Annotated in this window: 18 protein-coding genes; 13 read left to right on the top strand and 5 right to left on the bottom strand. The window is 40.0% G+C overall.

Translation table 11 applies throughout. The features are described 5' to 3' along the window. The first annotated feature begins 8 nt into the window (after positions 1–8). The 4 genes from KF872_03300 to KF872_03285 all read left to right on the top strand — a co-directional run bounded on the left by KF872_03300 (position 9) and on the right by KF872_03285 (position 4,394). Positions 9–1,205, top strand: a complete 1,197-nt coding sequence (locus KF872_03300) for an acetyl-CoA C-acyltransferase (protein MBX2902559.1) — start codon at positions 9–11, stop codon at positions 1,203–1,205. Between the two features lie 106 nt (positions 1,206–1,311). Further along, complete coding sequence (locus tag KF872_03295) at positions 1,312–2,400, top strand: HlyD family efflux transporter periplasmic adaptor subunit (protein MBX2902558.1); 1,089 nt, start codon at positions 1,312–1,314, stop codon at positions 2,398–2,400. Continuing rightward, the gene (locus KF872_03290) at positions 2,397–3,656 is read left to right on the top strand and encodes an ABC transporter permease (protein MBX2902557.1); all 1,260 of its coding nucleotides are present in this window, start codon (positions 2,397–2,399) and stop codon (positions 3,654–3,656) included. Before KF872_03295 ends, KF872_03290 begins: the two co-directional genes overlap by 4 nt. 57 nt (positions 3,657–3,713) lie before the next feature. Next, the gene (locus KF872_03285) at positions 3,714–4,394 is read left to right on the top strand and encodes an ABC transporter ATP-binding protein (protein MBX2902556.1); all 681 of its coding nucleotides are present in this window, start codon (positions 3,714–3,716) and stop codon (positions 4,392–4,394) included. A gap of 11 nt (positions 4,395–4,405) precedes the next feature. Here KF872_03285 and KF872_03280 read toward each other — a convergent pair whose 3' ends face one another. After that, positions 4,406–5,287 (bottom strand): SDR family NAD(P)-dependent oxidoreductase, encoded by an 882-nt coding sequence (locus KF872_03280; GenBank protein ID MBX2902555.1) that lies wholly within the window; start codon positions 5,285–5,287, stop codon positions 4,406–4,408. Positions 5,288–5,410: 123 nt separating this feature from the next. Here KF872_03280 and prfB point away from each other — a divergent pair. Beyond that, positions 5,411–6,503, top strand: a protein-coding gene (prfB, locus tag KF872_03275; protein ID MBX2902554.1) for a peptide chain release factor 2 whose coding sequence is annotated in 2 segments (ribosomal slippage) — positions 5,411–5,470 and positions 5,472–6,503 — 1,092 coding nt in all. Because the reading frame shifts where the segments join, the coding sequence is not laid out codon by codon here. A 1-nt stretch (position 6,504) separates the two neighbouring features. Here prfB and KF872_03270 read toward each other — a convergent pair. The 4 genes from KF872_03270 to thyA form a co-directional block, all read right to left on the bottom strand. Further along, positions 6,505–7,959 (bottom strand): aspartate aminotransferase family protein, encoded by a 1,455-nt coding sequence (locus KF872_03270; protein ID MBX2902553.1) that lies wholly within the window; start codon positions 7,957–7,959, stop codon positions 6,505–6,507. A gap of 43 nt (positions 7,960–8,002) precedes the next feature. Beyond that, a complete protein-coding gene (locus tag KF872_03265) occupies positions 8,003–9,337 on the bottom strand; it encodes an APC family permease (protein MBX2902552.1) in 1,335 nt (444 codons plus the stop codon). Between the two features lie 79 nt (positions 9,338–9,416). Continuing rightward, complete coding sequence (locus KF872_03260; GenBank protein MBX2902551.1) at positions 9,417–10,634, bottom strand: 2-oxo acid dehydrogenase subunit E2; 1,218 nt, start codon at positions 10,632–10,634, stop codon at positions 9,417–9,419. Between the two features lie 85 nt (positions 10,635–10,719). Continuing rightward, entirely contained in the window at positions 10,720–11,619 is a 900-nt protein-coding gene (thyA, locus tag KF872_03255; GenBank protein MBX2902550.1) for a thymidylate synthase, read from the bottom strand. A 121-nt stretch (positions 11,620–11,740) separates the two neighbouring features. On the opposite strand from thyA, the gene KF872_03250 reads away from it, so the two are divergent. From KF872_03250 to KF872_03215, 8 genes are all read left to right on the top strand, one after another. Continuing rightward, positions 11,741–13,531, top strand: a complete 1,791-nt coding sequence (locus tag KF872_03250) for a DNA polymerase III subunit gamma/tau (GenBank protein MBX2902549.1) — start codon at positions 11,741–11,743, stop codon at positions 13,529–13,531. A gap of 101 nt (positions 13,532–13,632) precedes the next feature. After that, on the top strand, positions 13,633–14,181 hold the full coding sequence (locus KF872_03245) for an OmpH family outer membrane protein (GenBank protein ID MBX2902548.1): 549 nt from the start codon (positions 13,633–13,635) through the stop codon (positions 14,179–14,181). Positions 14,182–14,240: 59 nt separating this feature from the next. Further along, complete coding sequence (locus KF872_03240; protein MBX2902547.1) at positions 14,241–14,813, top strand: OmpH family outer membrane protein; 573 nt, start codon at positions 14,241–14,243, stop codon at positions 14,811–14,813. A gap of 6 nt (positions 14,814–14,819) precedes the next feature. Then, positions 14,820–15,638, top strand: a complete 819-nt coding sequence (gene murI, locus KF872_03235; GenBank protein MBX2902546.1) for a glutamate racemase — start codon at positions 14,820–14,822, stop codon at positions 15,636–15,638. A 9-nt stretch (positions 15,639–15,647) separates the two neighbouring features. Continuing rightward, positions 15,648–16,832, top strand: a complete 1,185-nt coding sequence (locus KF872_03230) for a thioredoxin fold domain-containing protein (GenBank protein ID MBX2902545.1) — start codon at positions 15,648–15,650, stop codon at positions 16,830–16,832. A 45-nt stretch (positions 16,833–16,877) separates the two neighbouring features. Next, positions 16,878–18,632: a S41 family peptidase gene (locus tag KF872_03225; protein MBX2902544.1), complete on the top strand. Its 1,755-nt coding sequence runs from the start codon at positions 16,878–16,880 to the stop codon at positions 18,630–18,632. Between the two features lie 468 nt (positions 18,633–19,100). Continuing rightward, positions 19,101–20,186, top strand: a complete 1,086-nt coding sequence (locus KF872_03220) for a T9SS type A sorting domain-containing protein (protein ID MBX2902543.1) — start codon at positions 19,101–19,103, stop codon at positions 20,184–20,186. A 3-nt stretch (positions 20,187–20,189) separates the two neighbouring features. Then, positions 20,190–20,626 (top strand): hypothetical protein (locus KF872_03215; protein ID MBX2902542.1); only part of this gene is annotated, 437 nt, incomplete at its 3' end.

Raw genomic sequence — 20,626 nt, 5'->3', positions numbered from 1 at the left:
TCATTCTTATGAAAGCAGCCTTTGTTGTAGATGCACTAAGAACACCGGTAGGCAAATTTGCAGGTACACTTAGCACTGTTCGCCCCGATGATTTAGCGGCATTTACCCTCAAAAAAATTGTCGCAAGAAATACATGGCTCAACCCAAGCGATATTGAAGAAGTTATTTTAGGTGCTGCCAACCAAAGTGGCGAAGACAACCGCAATGTAGCCCGCATGGCAGCATTACTTGCCGGATTTCCGGTAAATATAAGTGGCGTAACGGTAAACCGCTTGTGTGCTTCGGGTTTGCAATCTATTGCAGATGCATTTACCAATATAGCAACCGGAAATGGAGCCGTTTTTATTGCCGGTGGAGTTGAAAGCATGAGCCGCGCACCTTATGTACTCAGCAAGGCAAACAATGCTTTCGATAGAAACCAACAAATGTACGACACCTCTATCGGTTGGCGCTTTACCAATAAAGCATTTCCAAAAGAGATTACTTACAGCATGGGCGAAACTGCCGAAAATGTAGCCCGCAAATGGAATATATCCAGAGAAGCTCAAGATGCCTTTGCACTAGCATCGCAGCAGAAATACCAGGCAGCGCATGCAGCCGCAAAATTTTCGCAAGAAATAGAAGCCGTAGAAGTAGAAATCGGTAAAGGTAAATCTATACTGTTTGATAAAGATGAGCATCCACGGCAAACCACATTAGAAGATTTAGGAAAATTAAAACCTGCTTTTGTAAAAGACGGAACGGTTACCGCAGGCAACTCATCGGGCATAAACGATGGCGCGGCAGCATTGTTAGTCGTAAGCGAAGATGTTGTAAAACAATATCAATTAAAACCACTGGCCCGCATTGCCGCTTACGCAGCAGCAGGCGTAGAGGCCGCATACATGGGAATTGGCCCTGTACCTGCCACTCAAAAAGCATTGAAACGAGCAGGCATTTCTATAAACGATATTGGTCTAGCAGAATTAAATGAAGCTTTTGCATCGCAATCTTTAGCTTGTATGCAAGATTTAGATATAAACCCCGGCATAGTAAATGTAAACGGAGGTGCCATTGCCATAGGCCATCCATTGGGCTGTTCGGGAAGTCGCATTTCTGCCACTCTGCTGCACGAAATGCAACGCAGAAAAGAAGTGCGCTATGGCTTGGCTACCATGTGTATTGGCGTGGGGCAAGGCATGGCAATTATTTTTGAGCGCTGCTAATTGATTTTTATACGGCTTTCTGCAAATTTTAAATTTGCTTTTCTACATTTCAGTTTAATTCATTCGGGGTTGCCATAGTTCAAACTATTTTTGCACCAACAGTATTATGAAACATTCCATAGCCGCATTCTTTATTGCATTGGCATTTACTTCATGCAATAAAAAAGAAACAGTTCAAGTAAAGAAAAAATCTATTGTTGAAGCCGTGTACGCATCGGGCTTTGTGGTTCCAAAAAACGAATACAAACTCTACGCAATTGGCGATGGATATATGGTACAGCAATATAAAAAAGCCGGAGATGAAGTTAAAGCCGGAGAAGCAGTATTTCAAATTCAAAGCGAAAACCAAATAGCCCGTTTAGATGCAGCCAATAGCGCTTACCGCATAGCACGCCAAAACACTCAAAACACTTCACCGATTTTACAAGAACTACAAAACACCATAAAAAATGCACAACTGAAATTTACCAACGATTCGCTATCTTTTGTTAGGGCAAAAAACATGTTTACCCAAGGCGTAATTACCCAAACCGAATTCGATAAAACCACTTTGGCTTTCAATGTTTCTAAAAACGATCTACTGAGTGCACAAGAGCGTTTTTTAAAAACAAAAGATCAATTGGATGTAGAAGCAAAAAATGCACAAAGCAATTTGCAAACTGCCACTACCGACCTCAACAATTACACACTGCGCAGTTTTATGAACGGCATTGTGTACGAAACCTACAAAGAACTTGGAGAACTCGTGCGTAAAAACGATATGGTTGCCCTTATTGGCGATAAACGCGAAAAAGTATTGCAACTATCGGTAGATCAGCAAGATATTGGCAAGGTAAAAACAGGGCAATTGGTTTTGGTTAAAATGGATATTTCGGGCAATAAAACTTACAATGCCAGAATAGAAAAAATATACCCTGCCATGAATCAAAACGAACAAAGTTTTAGAGTAGATGCCGTGTTTGAAAATACGGAAGATGTAAACTTTGTAAAGACATCGGTTGAAGCCAATATTATTATTGCCCAAAAAGACAACGTGCCTGTAATTCCAAGAAAAGTACTAATAGACGAAACCAAAGTAATTCTAAAAGACGGAAAAGAAGTTGCAGTTAAAACAGGTATTGGCAACATGGAAGACGTAGAAGTAATAGAGGGTTTAAAAGAAAATGACGAAGTTCAAATTCCCGTTGTAAAATGATTGGTGCTGTAAACTTTCAAATTGCCAAAACACACCTGCTTGCCAAAAAGCGACAAACGCTGGTGGCAATGTTAGGTGTAACTTTCGGCATTGGCATGTACATTCTTATGATAAGTTTTATGACGGGTTTTAATGAATACCTGCAAGATGCCATGCTCTCTTCTACGCCCGATGTGCGCATGTACAACGATATTAAAACCGATTTTTCCAAAAGCATTCTCAGCAATGTTTTCGACACCACCCAGTACCTTTCGGTAGTGCATCACCCAAAACCCAAAGACATTCAATCTAACCTCAAAAATTCAAGCGCCATTATACACGCCCTCCAGCACGACCAACGCATTACAGCAGTTTCACCACAACTTTCCACACAAGTTTTTTACAACAGCGGTCCCGTGCAAATAAACGGCTCGCTACAAGGCGTAAACATTATTGAAGAAGCTAAAATAACTACCCTAAAAGACAAGATTAAAACAGGTAAAATTGAAAACCTCCTCACTACCGACAACGGTATTTTAATGGGACACGGCTTGGCACTCAAGCTAAATGCAAAAGTAGGCGATGCCGTAAATCTTGCTACACCCAAAGGAACCTCAAAGCGCTTTAGAATTGTGGGCACTTTTCAATTTGGTATTGGCACGGTAGATAATGTTCGCAGCTATGTAAACCTTTCAAACGTGCAGCAGTTAATGGGCAAAAACAATCAATATGTAACCGACATAAATATTAAGTTAAAAGACAATAAGCAATCCAAGCAAATAGCACAAGAACTAAGAGAAAAATACCACTACGTAAGCGAAGACTGGGAAACCGCCAATGCCTCTGCCATGATTGGCATTACGGTGCGGGATGTAATGACAATTATTGTAAGCTTTACCTTACTTGTAGTGGCAGGTTTTGGCATATACAATATCATGAACATGACCATACAAAGCAAACTAAAAGACATTGCCATACTTAAAGCACAAGGCTTTAGCGCCCAAGATGTGCGACAAATATTTCTAACCCAATCCATCACCATTGGTGTAATTGGAGCCTGCCTCGGCATGATACTCGGTTACATTATGAGTTACGGAGTTTACAGCCTTCCTTTCCCCGCAAACGAAAACATAAGCATTACCCGATTCCCCGTTACATTCCATTGGTATCACTATGCATTTGGTTTAGTATTTGGCGTAATCACTACCTTTTTGGCTGGTTACTTCCCGAGTTTAAAAGCAGGGAAAATAGACCCCGTTGAAATCCTAAGAGGATAAAAAAGATATGAAGAAATATTGAATTGCAACTACTCCAACACACTCAATAAGTAAAGCATGAATGAAATTCTTTCAGTAAAAAATTTAAACAAGCACTTTCAGGAACCTGAAGATTTTCATGTACTCAAAAACATCAATTTTTCGGTTGCCAGAGGAGAGTTTTTAAGTATAGTTGGAAAGAGTGGGTGTGGAAAATCTACACTGCTGTACCTGCTTTCAACCTTAGACACCAACTACACAGGGCAAATATTCATGAACGGACAGTTGCTAACCGGAAAGAAACCCGCAGCCCTAGCTGCATTTCGGAATGAACACATTGGCTTTGTTTTTCAGTTCCACTTTTTACTGCCAGAATTTACCGCTCTTAAAAATGTAATGATTCCTGCAGAAAAAGCAGGCAAATATTCGCTCAGCGAAATTAAAGACCGCGCCTACGAAAAGTTAAAGATGCTCGATATGCACGAACATGCACTCAAGCTATCTTCCAAGTTAAGCGGAGGGCAAGCCCAGCGTGTAGCTATTGCCCGTGCCCTCATAAATGAACCATCTATAATTATGGGCGATGAACCAACCGGAAACCTAGATTCTGCCAATACAAAAGTAGTGTTTGAAATCTTGAAGGACCTAGCGCGCCAAGGCAAGCAAAGCATTATTGCCGTAACCCACGACCCCGAATTTGCCAACAACAGCGATAGAATTGTCGAAATGAAAGATGGTGAAATTATTAGCGGAGCATAGCCATTGCGCTGCTATTCCTCAATCGTTTTCTCTTTATCCGAAAGTTTGCCATACCGCTCTTGCAATTTATTATTCAGCGATTCTTGATTAGAAGCAATATATGCCGTAAAACGCAAAAACAACATTGGAAATAAACGCTTCACCAAAAACAAAAACTTGGCTTTAGCAGGCAATAAAATATAAAACTTCCCCCTACCTGCATGGCACAAAATAGCTGCTGCCATTTCGCTTGCCTCTATGCCCGAAGTTGCTAAAAGTTTATGAGCCGTTTCTTTGTGTTCATCGCCTCCTCGCGCAAAACGATCAATATTGGTTCTAAAGAAAGTAGGCATTACCACACTCACCTTTATACCTCTATGTTTTGTTTCTGCATACAACGTTTCTGAAAGCGAAAGCACCGCAGCTTTGGTAACATTGTAAGGAGCCATAGTAGGTGCATTAGCAAAAGCCGCAGCACTTGCTATATTGATAATATATCCCGCTTGCTGCGCCAACATTGCGGGCAAGAAAAAACTACAGCCATAAATGGCAGCCATTTGATTTACACCCGTTATCCATTTCCAATTTTCCGTTGTATAAGCCTCAAAAAGACTGCCTTCGCCAACGCCTGCATTGTTTATGAGCAAATCAACTCCTCCAAATTGCTTCAAAAAGGCATCGGCAACAACTTTGTATGCCATATCGTTTCCAACATCCAATACAAACATGGCAACGGTATGGCCATACGCCTTTAGCTCATCAACTGTTGCAGTCAATCTTTCTTCACTAATATCACAAACGCCCAATTTCCAACCGTCTTGTGCCAATTGCTTTGCCAACTCCTTTCCTAAGCCGGAGGCAGCTCCGGTAATAAATGCTCGCTTTAATGGATACTGCTGCGATAGTTTCAACATGTAATAATTCAAAGTTATTGCTTCAAACCTACACAAGTTTTTAAAAGATAAAATTGCTTACCATGAACTAAATTCTTATTCCTCATTACTATTTCTACCTTCGCACTTCAAAAATTTATTGTAATGACCATAGAGAATATAAATGATATGAAAGGCCGCTTAGAGGCTTTGAGGAGATTTCTTTGACATCGACAACCGAAAACTCAAAATAATTCAAGACGAGCAAACCACGCTCCATCCCGATTTTTGGAATAATCCGGCTAAAGCTGAAGAATTACTAAAAGGCATTAAACTCCACAAGCAGTGGATTGATGTATATGAAACCGCAGCTAAAGAAGTGGACGACACTTCGGTAATGCGCGATTTCTTTGAAGCCGGAGAAGCTACCGATGCCGAACTTAAAGAGCAATACAACAAAGCACTCGATGCAGTTGAAGTATTGGAGTTTAAAAGCACACTAAATTCAAAAGAAGACCAACTATCTGCCATACTTGAAATAAATGCAGGAGCCGGAGGTACCGAAAGTTGCGACTGGGCTTCTATTCTGCTTCGCATGTATTTAATGTGGGCCGATAGCCACGGCTATAAAGTTTCGGAATTAGAAAGAACCGATGGTGATGTGGCAGGCATAAAATCTGTATCGCTGCAAATTGATGGCGATTTTTCTTACGGTTATTTAAAGGGCGAAAATGGCGTACACCGCTTGGTGCGCATTTCTCCTTTCGATTCTAATGCCAAGCGCCACACTTCTTTTGCTTCAGTTTTTGTGTATCCAATGGCCGATGATTCTATTGAGATAAATGTTCCCGCATCTGAATTAGAATGGGACACCTTTAGGAGTAGCGGAGCGGGCGGACAAAATGTAAACAAAGTAGAAACAGCAGTTCGTTTAAAACATATTCCCACTGGAATTGTGGTAACATGTCAAATTACTCGCTCACAACACGATAATCGCGAACGCGCCTTGCAAATGCTCAAAAGCAAACTGTACGAAATTGAAGTTCAAAAACAAAACGAAGAGCGCGACAAAGTAGAAGGCACTAAACTTAAAATTGAGTGGGGTTCGCAAATCCGCAATTACGTTTTGCATCCATACAAACTAATAAAAGATACCAGAACCGGATTTGAAGTTTCAAATGTTCAACCGGTACTAGATGGCGATTTAGACGGATTCATAAAAGCCTATTTATTACATGCTACCAAAAAAGTAGGGTAAGTTACGCTTCTTTGCTTGGCTTGTTTAGGCCATCCATTAAATCCAGCACCATTTCTTCTAAAGTGCCACTGCCCGAAAGTTCACCCATTAAACCATACAGTGGTGCTGTTTTACCATTGCCTTCTTGATTAGGAACATCTTCAATACTCTTTTCCGACATTTTCTTTATCCAGTTTTCGGGTAATAATCTGGCAGCTTGCTTTACTAAATTTTGCTTGAGCGAATCGCTTATATTTTCTATTGAAGTAGCTTTTAGTTTAGCCACTGCTGTATGTAAATCTTTAATAAATTCATCGGCAAAAGGCACGTGTCCGTAACCCACCGTTGAATGTAAGCTAGGCGGTGTTAGCTGCCTATCTAAATGCCAACCCATTTGCGATAGTTCATCGCCTAAACGATAAATATCTATTCTGCCCGTAGATTTAAACGAAAATACCGTGGTAAGTGGATTGCCCACCACTTTCAACCCTTCTATATTATTGATTGCCTTTTGTATTTTTTGTGCGGCATCATATGTTTCTTGTGCCATTCTTTTATAGCCTTCTATACCTAAAAAGTTCATGATAGCCCAAGAACCTGCAATAGCACCACCGGGGCGCGTGCCAGATACCGAAGGCGACACATATAAACCACCCGTCCATTTAGTATAAACGTAAAACTGCTTTTTACGCTTTTCCGTATTTCTATAAAAAATCACCGATGAGCCTTTGGGACCATAACCATACTTATGAATATCTAACGATATAGAACTTACACCCTCTAAACGAAAATCAAACACAGGAACATTATACCCCAACTGTTCTAAAAAAGGAAGCATGTAACCGCCTACACAAGCATCTACATGAAACCACAAATCTTTTTCTATTGCAATTTTATTCAACTCATGCAGCGGATCAATATGCCCGTGCGGATAAGCCGGAGAAGAGCCAACAATCATAATGGTATTGGCATCTATAAGTGATTGGTATTGCACCATATCCGGTTCAAGTCCATCGCCTAAGCAATGCACGGTGCGCATTTCTAAATCAAAGTAATCGGCAGCTTTATTAAATGCAGGATGGGCACTTTCCGGCATTACAATATTGCCGCGTACTAAGTTTTTATTTTTACTATGTGCAAACTTTTTGGCAGCTTTTACAGCACATATTATGCTTTCAGTTCCTCCCGAAGTCATGCTTCCAACAGCAGTTTCCGGAGCGTGTAGCAAACTGCCTGTAAAAGAAATCACATCGCCCTCCATACGCTTTAAGCTTTTAAACACGGTTGGGTTTAGTCCGTTTTCTAAACCAAACATGCGGTAAGCATCTTGCATTACTGCAGCAGCCTCTTCTCCGGGGTAAAATACCAAGCTAAAAACGCGCCCGCGCTTCCAATCGGCATCTTGCTTTTTAAAGTCTTCTAATTGGTTGAATATTTCTTGTTTGCTTAATCCTTGTTGTGGAATTTTTTTAAACATCTTTTCTCCTTGTTTATTGTAAAATAACTATCAAAAAACGGGCTTACAAATTAGGGTCTTTTTCTAATACTTTTGCCATAATCATTGCTAAAATTGTAACACCTGCAAAACAAGCAGGCACCAGCCATTTAGTGCTTACCAATGCTATTAAAAACAATGAAGCCAATATAGAAATCGCCACTAAAAATTTCAGCAATAAGGGATGAAACTTTATGTATGCCTTTTCTAATGCATCCGGCATTTGGGTTTGCAATCGCAATGCTACTAATGACACACCTCCGCCCAGTGCCATAATACCAATGATGGTAAGGAATCCGTAAAACTCAATAGTATCTTTCCCGAAAAAATAGACGAGTATGCCCGTTTGTTCAAACACCTCTCCTACCAACAATAACACACACACCAGCGAAAAGAAAAAATTTACGGCATGTTTAGGCGTTCCATTTTTACTTACCTCCGAAAATTTAGAAGGCAACACTCTATCGCGCGAAAGCACAAACACTTCGCGGGGAATGGCCAGTCCTGCTCCCACAAAACAAGTTACGCCTGCACTAATAATGCCAAGTCGTACAAAATAAATTGCCCATGCTGGAAGAATGGCATCGACAGTTGAAACCATTTCCGGTTTCAACGATAAATTTTCTACACCCACAGCACCAATGTATGCAGCCGTAATTAAAATATATACCAGCCAAACTATGCCACCTCCAATCAACAACGAAAGTGGAATATTCCGTTTAGGGTCTTCCATTTCTTCTCCCAACTCCATAATAATCTGAAAACCTAAACAGATATTAAAGGAGAAAACAATTGCCATAAAAAAACTTCCCCCCTCTGTGGGTAATGAAAACTGTACTTGATTGTAGTGCTCTAATAATGTTGGTAATGTATAAAGTAAAATTGCAAGCAACATTTGCACCACCATGGCAATCTGCAATGCTGCCAATGTTTTTACACCCGTTAAAAAAACACCCCAAAATAGCAGTATCAATAAAATAGAAAGCAAATGGTTTGAAAGTGGAATGTGCATCACCGTTTGGAAGCTCTCTACCAAACCATAAGCCACTAATGCTACCGAGGCTGCTCCGCCCATCAGTGCCCAAGCGCTGAATACAATACCTGTTGTTCTACCAAAAAATAGTTTTCCGTACTCGTAACCACCACCAGCCACCGGGTACGCAGCCGAAAGCTGAATAAGCGGAAAAACACTGAGTAAATTTATTACCACTGCAATAGTGATGCTTAACCAAGCTGCACCATAGGCTTTGGCACAAATTAATGGAATAAGCACAAATGCGCCCATGCCAATTACTCCGCCTACTACAAAAGCAATGCCTGTAAATAACCCTATTTGTTTCGAAAGTTGATGAGTTGCCATGTTTCGTTTTATACTAAAACGAATAAGCGCATTTATGTTGGAGCAGCCAACACCTTCAATTAAAAAAGATAATGCTTCCCTACAGTACTAACCGCAATGGCTCTTCTAAATTTTTGCGTACAGCCTGCAAAAATTTAGCTCCGGTTGCACCATCCACCACGCGGTGATCGCAACCTAATGTAATTTTCATACGCTTAACCGCTTGTATTTGTCCGTTTACAACGGCTACCTCATCGCGCAATGCTCCTACAGATAAAATACAAGCATCGGGAGTATTTATGATTGCCGTAAACTCCTCTATACCAAACATGCCGAGGTTAGAAACCGTAAAGGTGTTACCCTGCATATCTTCCGGCAATAATTTCTTAGATGTAGCCTTTTGTGCTAAGGTCTTAGATTCTGTGGCAATGCTGCTCAAATCCTTACCATCGGCAAAACGCACTACGGGCACCACCAAGCCTTCCTCTACTGCCACGGCAATACCAATGTGTATATGTTCATTATACCTGATAGTTTCGCCCAACCAACTGGCATTTATGGCCGGATGTTCACGCAATGCCAAGGCAACGGCTTTTACAACCAAATCGTTGAAACTAACTTTTTGTCCTTTAATTTCATTTAACTCCGTACGAAAAACTACCGCTTTATCCATGTGAATATCTGCAGTAAGATAAAAATGAGGAGCAGTAAAAAAGCTATCGCTCAAGCGCCTTGCAATTGCTTTTCGCATTTGCGACACTCGAACCTCCTTAAATGATTCTTTTCCAACAAATTGCCTTGTCGGCTGCACCTGAGTATAGTTTTCTAAATCGCGTTTTACTATTCTGCCATCTTCGCCAGAACCTTTTACGCTTCGAATATCAATGCCTTTATCTTCAGCCAATTTCTTAGCTAGTGGGCTTGCTTTTACCCTGCCTTCTTGCAAAGATGGCTCATTTACCACTGCCGGAGCTGCCGGTATTTCTACTACCGGAGTATTTGCTTGCGATGGCGTTTGCACCGCAGTAGATTCCTGTGCTGGTGTTGCCGATGCAGTTAGTAAACTATCGAAGTTTTCACCTTCCTTTCCAACTATGGCAATTAAATCTCCTATTTTTAGCGAATCGCCTTTCTTAGCTTGTACATGCAATACTTTTCCTGCAAAATACGACTCTAAGGGCAATGTTGCTTTGTCTGTTTCTACCTCTGCAATTGCATCGCCAACTTTTATCACATCACCCACTTTTATGGTTATGTCAGCCATAAATCCTTCTTCCATTGTGTCTGTCATCCTTCCTAAGCGAATAGCCTCTGCCATATCCTATATCTAGTATTTTAAATGGTAAACGTACATATTTTTTTCAATCACAAAATGCGCCTTGCAATTTTGCGCAGCGAGCAAACTACACAGCAACTTCTGCAGCAATGTGAGGGTGTGCCTGATAGTTTTCGAGCGTAAAATCTTCAAAAGCAAATTCAAAAATATCTTTTACAGCACTATTTATACGCATAGTTGGCAGCGCAAATGGCTCACGCTTTAATTGCGTGCGCGACTGCTCAATATGGTTGGCATACAAATGTGCATCGCCCAAAGTATGCACAAAATCGCCCGGAACCATATCGCAAACTTGAGCCACCATCATGGTAAAAAGAGCATACGATGCTATATTGAACGGCACACCTAAAAACACATCGGCACTGCGCTGGTATAGCTGGCAACTTAGTTTTCGCTTACCGCTTGCCTCATCTATTGCTGTATAAAACTGAAACATAGTATGGCAAGGCGGCAATGCCATTTGGTTAATATACGGCACATTCCATGCACTTACTATTAAGCGTCTCGAATCGGGATTGCTTTTTAACTGCTGTATCAATTCCGAGATTTGGTCTATAGTTTCGCCTTGTGCACCTTGCCAACTGCGCCACTGCACACCATACACAGGACCCAAGTTGCCCCAGCATTCGGCAAAGGCTTCATCCGAAGCTATTCTTGCGGCAAATGCTTTCATGTCTTCACCGCCAAACTCTGTACTTGCTTTGTATTTGGCATAAGGCCAATCGTCCCAAATGCGCACGCCATTTTTACACAAATAGCGAATATTGCTTTCTCCTTTCAAGAACCAAAGCAACTCATGTATAATAGATTTTAAATGCAGTTTTTTGGTAGTAACCAATGGAAATCCATCTTGAAGATTGAACCGCATTTGATAGCCAAACACACTATACGTTCCCGTACCGGTGCGGTCGCTTTTAAATGTACCTGAATCTAGAATATGCTGTAGCAACTGCTGATACTGAATCATAGCTCGAAAATAGAAAACCGAGCAGTGTTACTCCAAGATGTTTTCAACTTATGAACGTTCTGTTTATTACGCACTATAAAGGTTTTGATAAGAAAAAAAATCGTTTACGTTTGTGCGTACAATGTCAGATTTTTTAGTTAGTGCAAGAAAATATCGCCCACAGTTGTTTTTAGACATGGTAGGGCAAGAGCATGTGAGCAACACATTGCGCAATGCCATTAAAAGTGGCAAACTAGCACACGCCTTTTTATTTTGCGGACCACGTGGTGTGGGCAAAACCACTGCTGCTCGTATTCTAGCAAAAACTATTAATTGCGAGACCCCCACCGCTAATTTTGAAGCTTGCGGCACTTGTAAATCTTGTAGCTCATTTGCACAAAATAGTTCATTCAATATTTATGAATTAGATGCAGCCTCCAACAATTCGGTAGACGATATTCGCGAACTGGTAAACCAAGTGCGTTTTCCTCCGCAAAGCGGTAAGTTTAAAATTTACATTATAGATGAGGTACACATGCTGTCGCAAGCGGCATTCAATGCTTTTCTTAAAACTTTAGAGGAACCTCCGGCATATTGTAAGTTTATTCTTGCCACTACCGAAAAACACAAAATACTACCCACCATTCTTTCGCGTTGCCAAGTATTCGATTTTAGAAGAATTCCGGTTGAAACAATTGTAAACCACCTGCGCGACATTTGCACTAAAGAAAGTATTCCTTTCGATGAAGATACACTGCATGTAATTGCGCAAAAAGCCGATGGCGGCATGCGCGATTCGCTTAGTATGCTCGATAGGTTAGTAAGTTTTGGTGGAGGCAAATTGGTATATGCCGAAGTATTGGAAAACTTAAATGTGCTCGATTACGACTACTACTTTAAGATAACCGAAGCATTGCTAGCTGAAAATGTTTCGGACTTATTGCTACTGTTTCAGCAAATCATACAAAAAGGTTTTGAAGGCGATGACTTTATTATTGGTTTGTGCGAACATTTCAGAAGCCTGCTTTTCTGCAAAAGTGAAGCCACTGCAAAAGTATTAGAATTAAGCTCCGGCCTAAAAGAAAGATATGTGCAGCAAGCCGCCATTGCCTCAGGAAACTTTCTAATTAACTGTTTGGCATTAGGCAATGAATGCGATGTGCGCTACAAGCAAAGCAAGAATAAACGACTCACGGTTGAGCTTGCATTGGTAAAGATGTGTTTTGTAAATCGTTTAAGTGAAGTTGGCCTCGTAGCCGACAAAAAAAAAACTAATGAACTGAACACAGCAGAAGAAAACGAAGCCGAAGAGTTAGCCAATCTCATTCAGCAACATACTGCTGCACCTATAGTACCAACCAAACCTGCGGCAACATCTACCGCCATTGGTTCACCACCCATAGAGCAACATACTCCTCCTGCCTCTCAACCACCACTTATTCGCAGAACTGCCAAGGTTTTAAATGCGTACAATAGTGAAGAAAAAAAGGTTGATGCCATTCAACAAAATACAGAGCAGCAAGAAATTTTCAATCCCAAAAACATAGAGATTCTTGAACTAAATCAAGAAAACACCCTGCTTATTTGGAAAAAATTCAGCGAGCAACTGCCCGAAGTAAAACGCGGAGCAAAAGCACTCTTTTCTACTTATTTGCCCACATTGATTTTACACGAATCAAAAGTAGAAGTACGTGTGCAAGCTCAAACCCAATACGATAAAATAAGCGAAGAAATTATAGCACTCGAAAAATACTTTAAACTACACACAGGCGTAACATTACAAGTAGTAGTTACCGTAGATAAAATAAACAATACCTCCGCTACTAAAATCTATTATACCGATGAAGAAAAAGTAAAACGCCTCTTAGAGAAAAACAAATACATGAAAAGATTCCAACAACTACTTGGTTTAGAACCCGATTTAGAAAGCTAAACAATTTTCAACCTCACGAATTTGATAAGTTCTGTTAAGAAAATTAGGTACAATAATCTTTTGCACACATCTTCGTTTCCAATTTCGCAAATTAGTTCACCATGAAAAAAATACTCATTTTACTATTTACAGCCGCAACAGCTTTAACTGTAAATGCACAAAAGTACTGTATTGTAGATGTAGAATACATACTCTCAAAAATGCAGCAATACCAAGATGCCCAAGCCCAATTAGATAAAATTGCCGAAGGCTGGCAAAAAGATGTAGAAACACAAATGAAAGAAGTAGATAACGCCTATCGAAAATTTCAATCGGAGCAAGTATTGCTTACAGACCAGATGAAACAACAACGCATTAAAGAAATTGAAGCACGCGAAAAAGATGTGAAAGAATTTCAAAAATCGAAATTCGGCCCCAATGGCGAACTGTTTAAAAAGCGCCAAGAACTGGTAAAACCAATACAAGACAAAGTATATAACGAGTTAAAAAAATATGCCGAAGCCAAAAGCTACGATTTAATTTTAGACAAATCCAGCGGACCTTCGCTACTCTACTATAACGAAAGGCTAAATAAAAGCGAAGACATACTTTCTGCTTTAGGCATTTCTAAAACAGCTACAGCTACCCCCACCACAGGTGGCAGCAAGTAAATATGTTATTTAACCGAAGTTTCTATTTTCGCACACCTTTTTTAATTTAAAAACATAAAATGAAAAAACTGTTAGTAATCATTTTCAGCGCATTGGCAATCTCCAGCGCATCTGCTCAAACTCAAAAAATCGGACACCTAAACTCGGCTGAAGTGCTACACGCCATGCCGGAGTTTAAACAAATGCAAGAAGCCTTAGAAAAGAAAAAAGGCGAGTACACCAAAGTACTCGAAACCATGTATAAAGAGTATGAAGCCAAAAGCAAAGACGTACAAGACAATGGTAAAAATATGATGGAAGCAATCTTGGAAGCCAAAATACAAGAACTGCAAGACCTCCAAAGACGTATCCAAGCCTTCGAAGAAAAAGTACAAGGCGAACTCGAAAAATATCAATTAGAGTTAATGAAACCCATTAACGATAAATACATGAAACTACTAGAAGAAGCAGCTAAAGAAGGCGGCTACACCTATATTTTAGATATTGCTGCCGGAGGTGTTCCATACTTTCCAAAAGGAGAATTTGATGTTACAGAATCTGTAAAGAAAAAAATTGCAGCTTCCACACCGGCAACACCAGCAGCACCTAAAACAACCACACCTGCATCGGCAAAACCTACAGGCACAAAATAATAACAATTGAAACTTAATAAACATCAACCAATTGGGGTTTTTGATAGTGGCATTGGCGGCTTAACGGTCGCCAATGCCATTTCTAAGCTATTGCCAAACGAAAAACTAATTTACTTTGGCGATACAGCCCACCTGCCGTATGGCGACAAATCTGCACGCGCCATAAAGCAATACTCTTATATTATATCCGATTTTTTAATTGAAAAAGGATGCAAGGCAATTGTAGTTGCCTGCAATTCTGCCACATCCGTTTCTTACCCATTTTTACGCGAGCTATACAAAGACGATATTCATATTTTTGGAGTAATTCGCCCCGTAGTGCGCGCGGTAATACAAGACGATAGTATTCAAAAAATTGGCATTATTGGCACACAAGCAACCGTGCAATCCGGCATCTACGAGCTACTTTTTAAACAAGAAAAACCAAACTTGCAAACCGTTTCGCTGGCAACACCTTTGCTTGCACCCATGATCGAAGCAGGCTTTGCATCGAACCAAACAATAGATGGCGTACTAAAATACTACCTTGAGCGAGATGAGTTCCACGGAATTGACGCCTTAATTTTAGCCTGCACCCACTACCCGCTCATAAAAGACAAAATTGCAACACTGCTACCTCCAAGCGTAAAGATATTCGACAATACCACCTTTGTTGCCCGCGAGGTACAACTTGAGTTAGAAAGGCTCTATTTACTCAACGACAAAAATGGCGGTGAACACGAATTTTATGTAAGCGACTACACAGAAAGTTTTGAACAAACAACCCAAATTTTTTACGGCAAAAAGATAAATTTGGAACTCGCCAATATTTGGAAAAACAGCTAATCATTCTTTATGAAAAACTACGCACTAATTTTGCTACTCCTGCCGCTTTTTGCACTTCAAACACAGGCACAAGGCATCGTTTTTGAAGAAGGAAAAACATTCGACCAACTATTGGAGCAAGCCAGAAAAGAAAACAAAATCATCTTCATGGATTGCTACACCACATGGTGCGGCCCCTGCAAAAGATTAGCTGCCGATGTATTTCCTAAAGAAGAAGTAGGCAATTATTTCAATCTTAAATTCATAAACTCAAAATTCGATATGGAAAAAGGCGAAGGTCCATCCATAGCAGCCGAATTTGGAGTACGCGCCTACCCTACCATGCTTTGGATAGATGGCAATAGAAAAGTAGTAAACCGATTGGTAGGCCTGGCAGACCCCACCACACTTATTGCATCGGGCAAGCAAGCCAACAACCAAACACCCGGCATGCTAAATGAACTACGCACAAAATACAATACCGGAGAACGCTCCGCAGAATTTATGCAAAAATATGTAGAAGCACTTTTTAATGAAGGCGTAAACATAGACAAGGAACTGGAAGAATGGCTAAAAGTACTTACCGTACAAGACCTTCAAAACGAAAAAATAACTAAAGAAATATTTACCTACACCACCCATGTTCGTTCACCGGGCATGCCATACCTTCTTAAAAACAAAAACTACTATTCGCAAGTAATAGGCGAAAAAGTAGTTGCCGGAAAACTAAACCAACTAGCAGAAAGAAGCATGAAAGATGCTATTAGCAAAAACGATAAATCTATTTTCGATACTGGCATAAAAACATTACAAGCATTTGGCGCAGCAGATGCCAACGAGCAAATAAACAAACTGAGCATGGAATATGCCGCACGCAACAACGATTGGGTGAGCTACGACAAATATGCTACCGGCTACTTAAAAAAGTTAAATAGCAAAGACCCATTTGTGCTCAACGATATTGCGTGGAACTACTACCTGAATGTAAACGACAAAGCACTCTTAAAAAAGGCAGAAAAATGGGCATTAGAAGCCGTTAATTTAAAAAACACCTCCACCAACAATATTACGTATGCCTATCTGCTCTATAAAAATGGTAATATAAAAGAAGCCATAAAAGCTTGCGACTATGCCATACTAAGAGCTAAAGAAGAACGCCTGCCAACCTTAGGAGCCGAAGAACTGAAAAAAGTACTTGAGGCAGAGAAAAAATAAATCACACACCCTTTTGTATCAAACTATAATCAGGTTAAAATTATTATGAAGTTCAACTCAGTTGCTGTCCTATTACTACTCTTCGTTACCATTTCATTAAATGCACAAATTCCAGGTTACGACCAAGGACAAAAGTTTAAAGATATTCTCAATATCGTAAAAACTTACTACACCGATACCGTAGATGAAAAAAGACTAGTGGACGATGCTATCATTAAAGTTTTAGAAGACCTCGATCCGCACAGTTCCTATGTAAAAGCAGAAGATGTAAAACGAAGCGAAGAACCACTGCAAGCCAATTTTGAAGGTATTGGAATTTCTTTCCAAATACTAAAAGATACCATTACCGTGCAAGAAGTAATCAGCGGCTGCCCGGCAGAAAAAGTAGGTGTGCGCGTTGGCGATAGAATTGTGAAAGTAGATGATACTACTGCCACATTTAAAGGGTTAGACAATAATTGGGTAGTAAAGCACTTACGCGGTACCAAAGGCAGCAAAGTAAGAGTAGGCATAGTACGCAAAGGATATGAGCAGCCTATTGAATTTATTATTCAGCGCGATAAAATTCCTATCCACAGCGTAGAAGCACATTACATGGTTGCCCCGGAAGTTGGCTATATAAAAATTTCACGCTTTGCAGCAACCACCTCACAAGAGTTTTTGCAAGCAGTAGCTCAAATGCGCGCACAAGGAATGAAAAACATCATCGTAGATTTGCAAGACAATACCGGAGGATACCTCTACACTGCCATAGACTTATGCAATCAATTTTTAGAAAAAGACCAAATGATTGTGTACACTCAAGGAATCCATAGTGCTAAAAGCGAAAGCAAAGCAAATGGCAATGGCACTTTTAAAACAGGGAAAGTAGTAGTACTCATCAATGAAAGTTCAGCTTCTGCCAGCGAAATTCTTTCGGGCTGTATTCAAGACAACGACCGCGGTTTATTGGTAGGCAGGCGAACATGGGGCAAAGGCTTGGTACAAAAACCATTTTCACTACCCGATGGTTCACAAATAAAACTCACCACCGCACATTATTACATTCCAAGTAACCGTTGCATCCAGCGCCCTTACGAAAAAGGAAAAAAAGACTACAACGATGAATATATGCGCAGATACAACAGTGGCGAACTCTTCGGTGCCGACACTTTCAAACAACCGGATTCTCTGAAATACAAAACCATTTTTGCAGGCAGAACAGTTTATGGCGGAGGAGCCGTAATGCCGGATTACTTTGTGCCAATAGACACTTCTAATGGTTCGCGTTACTACAACTCATTAGTACGCAGGGGGCTCATTTACCAATACTGCATGGAGTATTTAGATAAGCATAGAGATTCATTAAAAAAGCAGTTCCCAAGCAGCGAGCATTTTGTAAACAACTACACACTACCCGACTCGCTATTGCAAGGGCTTTTTGCTATGGCAGAAAAAGACTCATCGTTTTTAAATGACGTAACTGCTCCAAAAGAAGACACTACCATAAAATCTTTTACCACACTTAAACTGGGCGAAAAAGAATACCGCACCTCAAAAGAGCACGATTTAAAACGCTCGGCTAAACTTTTATCTATTGTAGTAAAAGCAAATTTGGGTAGAAATTTGTTCGATGCCAATACATTTTGGCAAATAACAAACGCCTTAAATAATCCATTACAAAAGGCAATTTCTGTTATACAAAACGATAAAAACTTTGATGTACTTTTTGCCCCGCCTGCCACATCAAAGCACAGGAAAAAAATCGGCACACACGATTTAAAAGCACAAGAGCGCTGGCGCTATACCGGAAACGAGTAATAAAGCCAATAGCAAGTGTAAAAAACGCCTCGCCTTTTCTGTGGGCTGCGCCTGCGTCCTGACAAGTAAATAGCCTATGGCTACTAAAAAGATAAAATATAAGAAAGCGAAAAGCCTGGAAGAAATGCCAAAAGCATTATTTTTAGTTAAATATAACAAAGCCTACACCCAAAAGAGTTTTACTTCTTCATACAAAAATCAAATTATACACCAGACTTGTCCGCCCTCAAATTTTGCAAAAAATCAAGTAGTAGATTATTTTTGGATTTAGCGAATTTGCCTGTTGGGACATTCATGTTTAAGATTAACTATGGCAGTACACGGGTAGTAAAAACAGAGGCGTAAAAATGAAAACCCAACGCCACAAATGCGCGTTTTTTTTGTGTGTGAAAGGGGAAATTTCAAACTCACTAAGTAAAAAAATAAAGCTCATTCTCTTTTTATTGCTCTTGAGCCGTATGTTATATTTTGGTGAACCAAAAATGGCTTTGTTATGGTTTTAGGCACTACCGAAACAGCTATCATTTCAAATCTTATCTTTATCTAACATTCATTGTACTTAAAAAAAATGAAATTGTTCTTTTATCTCATGTAAAAACTCTTTGGCGTATGCAACACGCTCTACTTTTTTTCTTCTCTTGCTGTTGTAGCTTTTGCATGGCACAAAACCTCGTGCCGAATCCCTCCTTTGAAGATACGGTAAGCTGTCCGTATGCAGCAGGAGATATAAATAAGGCTACCGGATGGATTTCTTTTTGTGGCAGTCCTGATTTTTATTGTACCTGTAACGAGTTTGATATGGGAGTTCCTAATAATTGGGCTGGTTATCAAATGCCAACCAATGGTAGTGCTTATGTAGGTTTTGCTGCATATTCAAATACTTCTCTTAATGCAAGGGAATTTCCAGCCTGTTTACTTACAACCCCTTTGACAATCGGAACGAAATATTATATTTCATTCAAGGTGGCTTTATCTCTTACAAACTTTATTCAAGCAAATTGTGCTTCAAATAAAATTGGGGCTATGTTCGCAACGGGCATTTATCCCTGCAACATTACTAATAGTCCTCCTGTATTTACCGATTTGGTTATTACCGATACATTGAATTGGACAAGAATAGCAGGTTCTTTTGTGGCCGATTCTTCATACAATTATTTGATAATTGGTAATTTTTATGATGATGCCAATACCGATACAGTAAAGTTTTTCTCCGACTTCTCCGACAATGCTTACTATTATTTAGATGATGTTTGCGTAAGTATGGATTCATCTTACGTTTATAATTACAACTACACAGGTGTTCAAGAAAACAACTTTAATAACCAGTATTCTTTTTACCCGAACCCTGCAACTGATTTTGTTACCATTCAAAACAGTTTTAATACTCCGTTTAATCTAACCGTTTTTAATTCGCTTGGGCAACAGTTTTATTTTAAACAGAGCATTACTTCAAACAATTTACAACTTGATGTAAGCAGTTACAACGCAGGGTTACTTTTTATTCAAATCGCTTCTCAAAACAATCAATATATTTATAAACTCTTAAAACAATAAACTATGAAAAAATCAATTTTACTTTTGGGCTTTTCAATAACCGCTTTATGTGGTTTTGGTCAGGCAGATATTGCTGGCGTTTTGGGTCATCAAAGAACTGCTGGACGTTTTTGCGGATGGGCTCCCGGACTTGGTAGCATACCCGGCTCGTTAGAGATTCGTAACGATTTTAATTTCCCTATTACCTTTCATACAAATGGCTTTCAGCGTATAAAACTCAACCCTAGCGTAAGCTACGATATAAACGGAGCATCGGGAACAAATCTAAGCAGAGAAGGCTATTTGTTGTTGGGAAAGAACAATAATTTTAGCAGCACCGCAAATCCGATATACAAAGAAGGAGCGTTTAGCTTGCTGCATTTAAACGGCTACAACGGCAATACCATAGATGAACTCGGCTACCGCAACTGGATGCAAACAGGTATAACCTTTACGGGCAA

The organism is Chitinophagales bacterium, from assembly GCA_019638515.1.
GTDB lineage: Bacteria > Bacteroidota > Bacteroidia > Chitinophagales > LD1 > UBA7692.
This window is presented reverse-complemented; position numbering and strand designations above follow the sequence as displayed.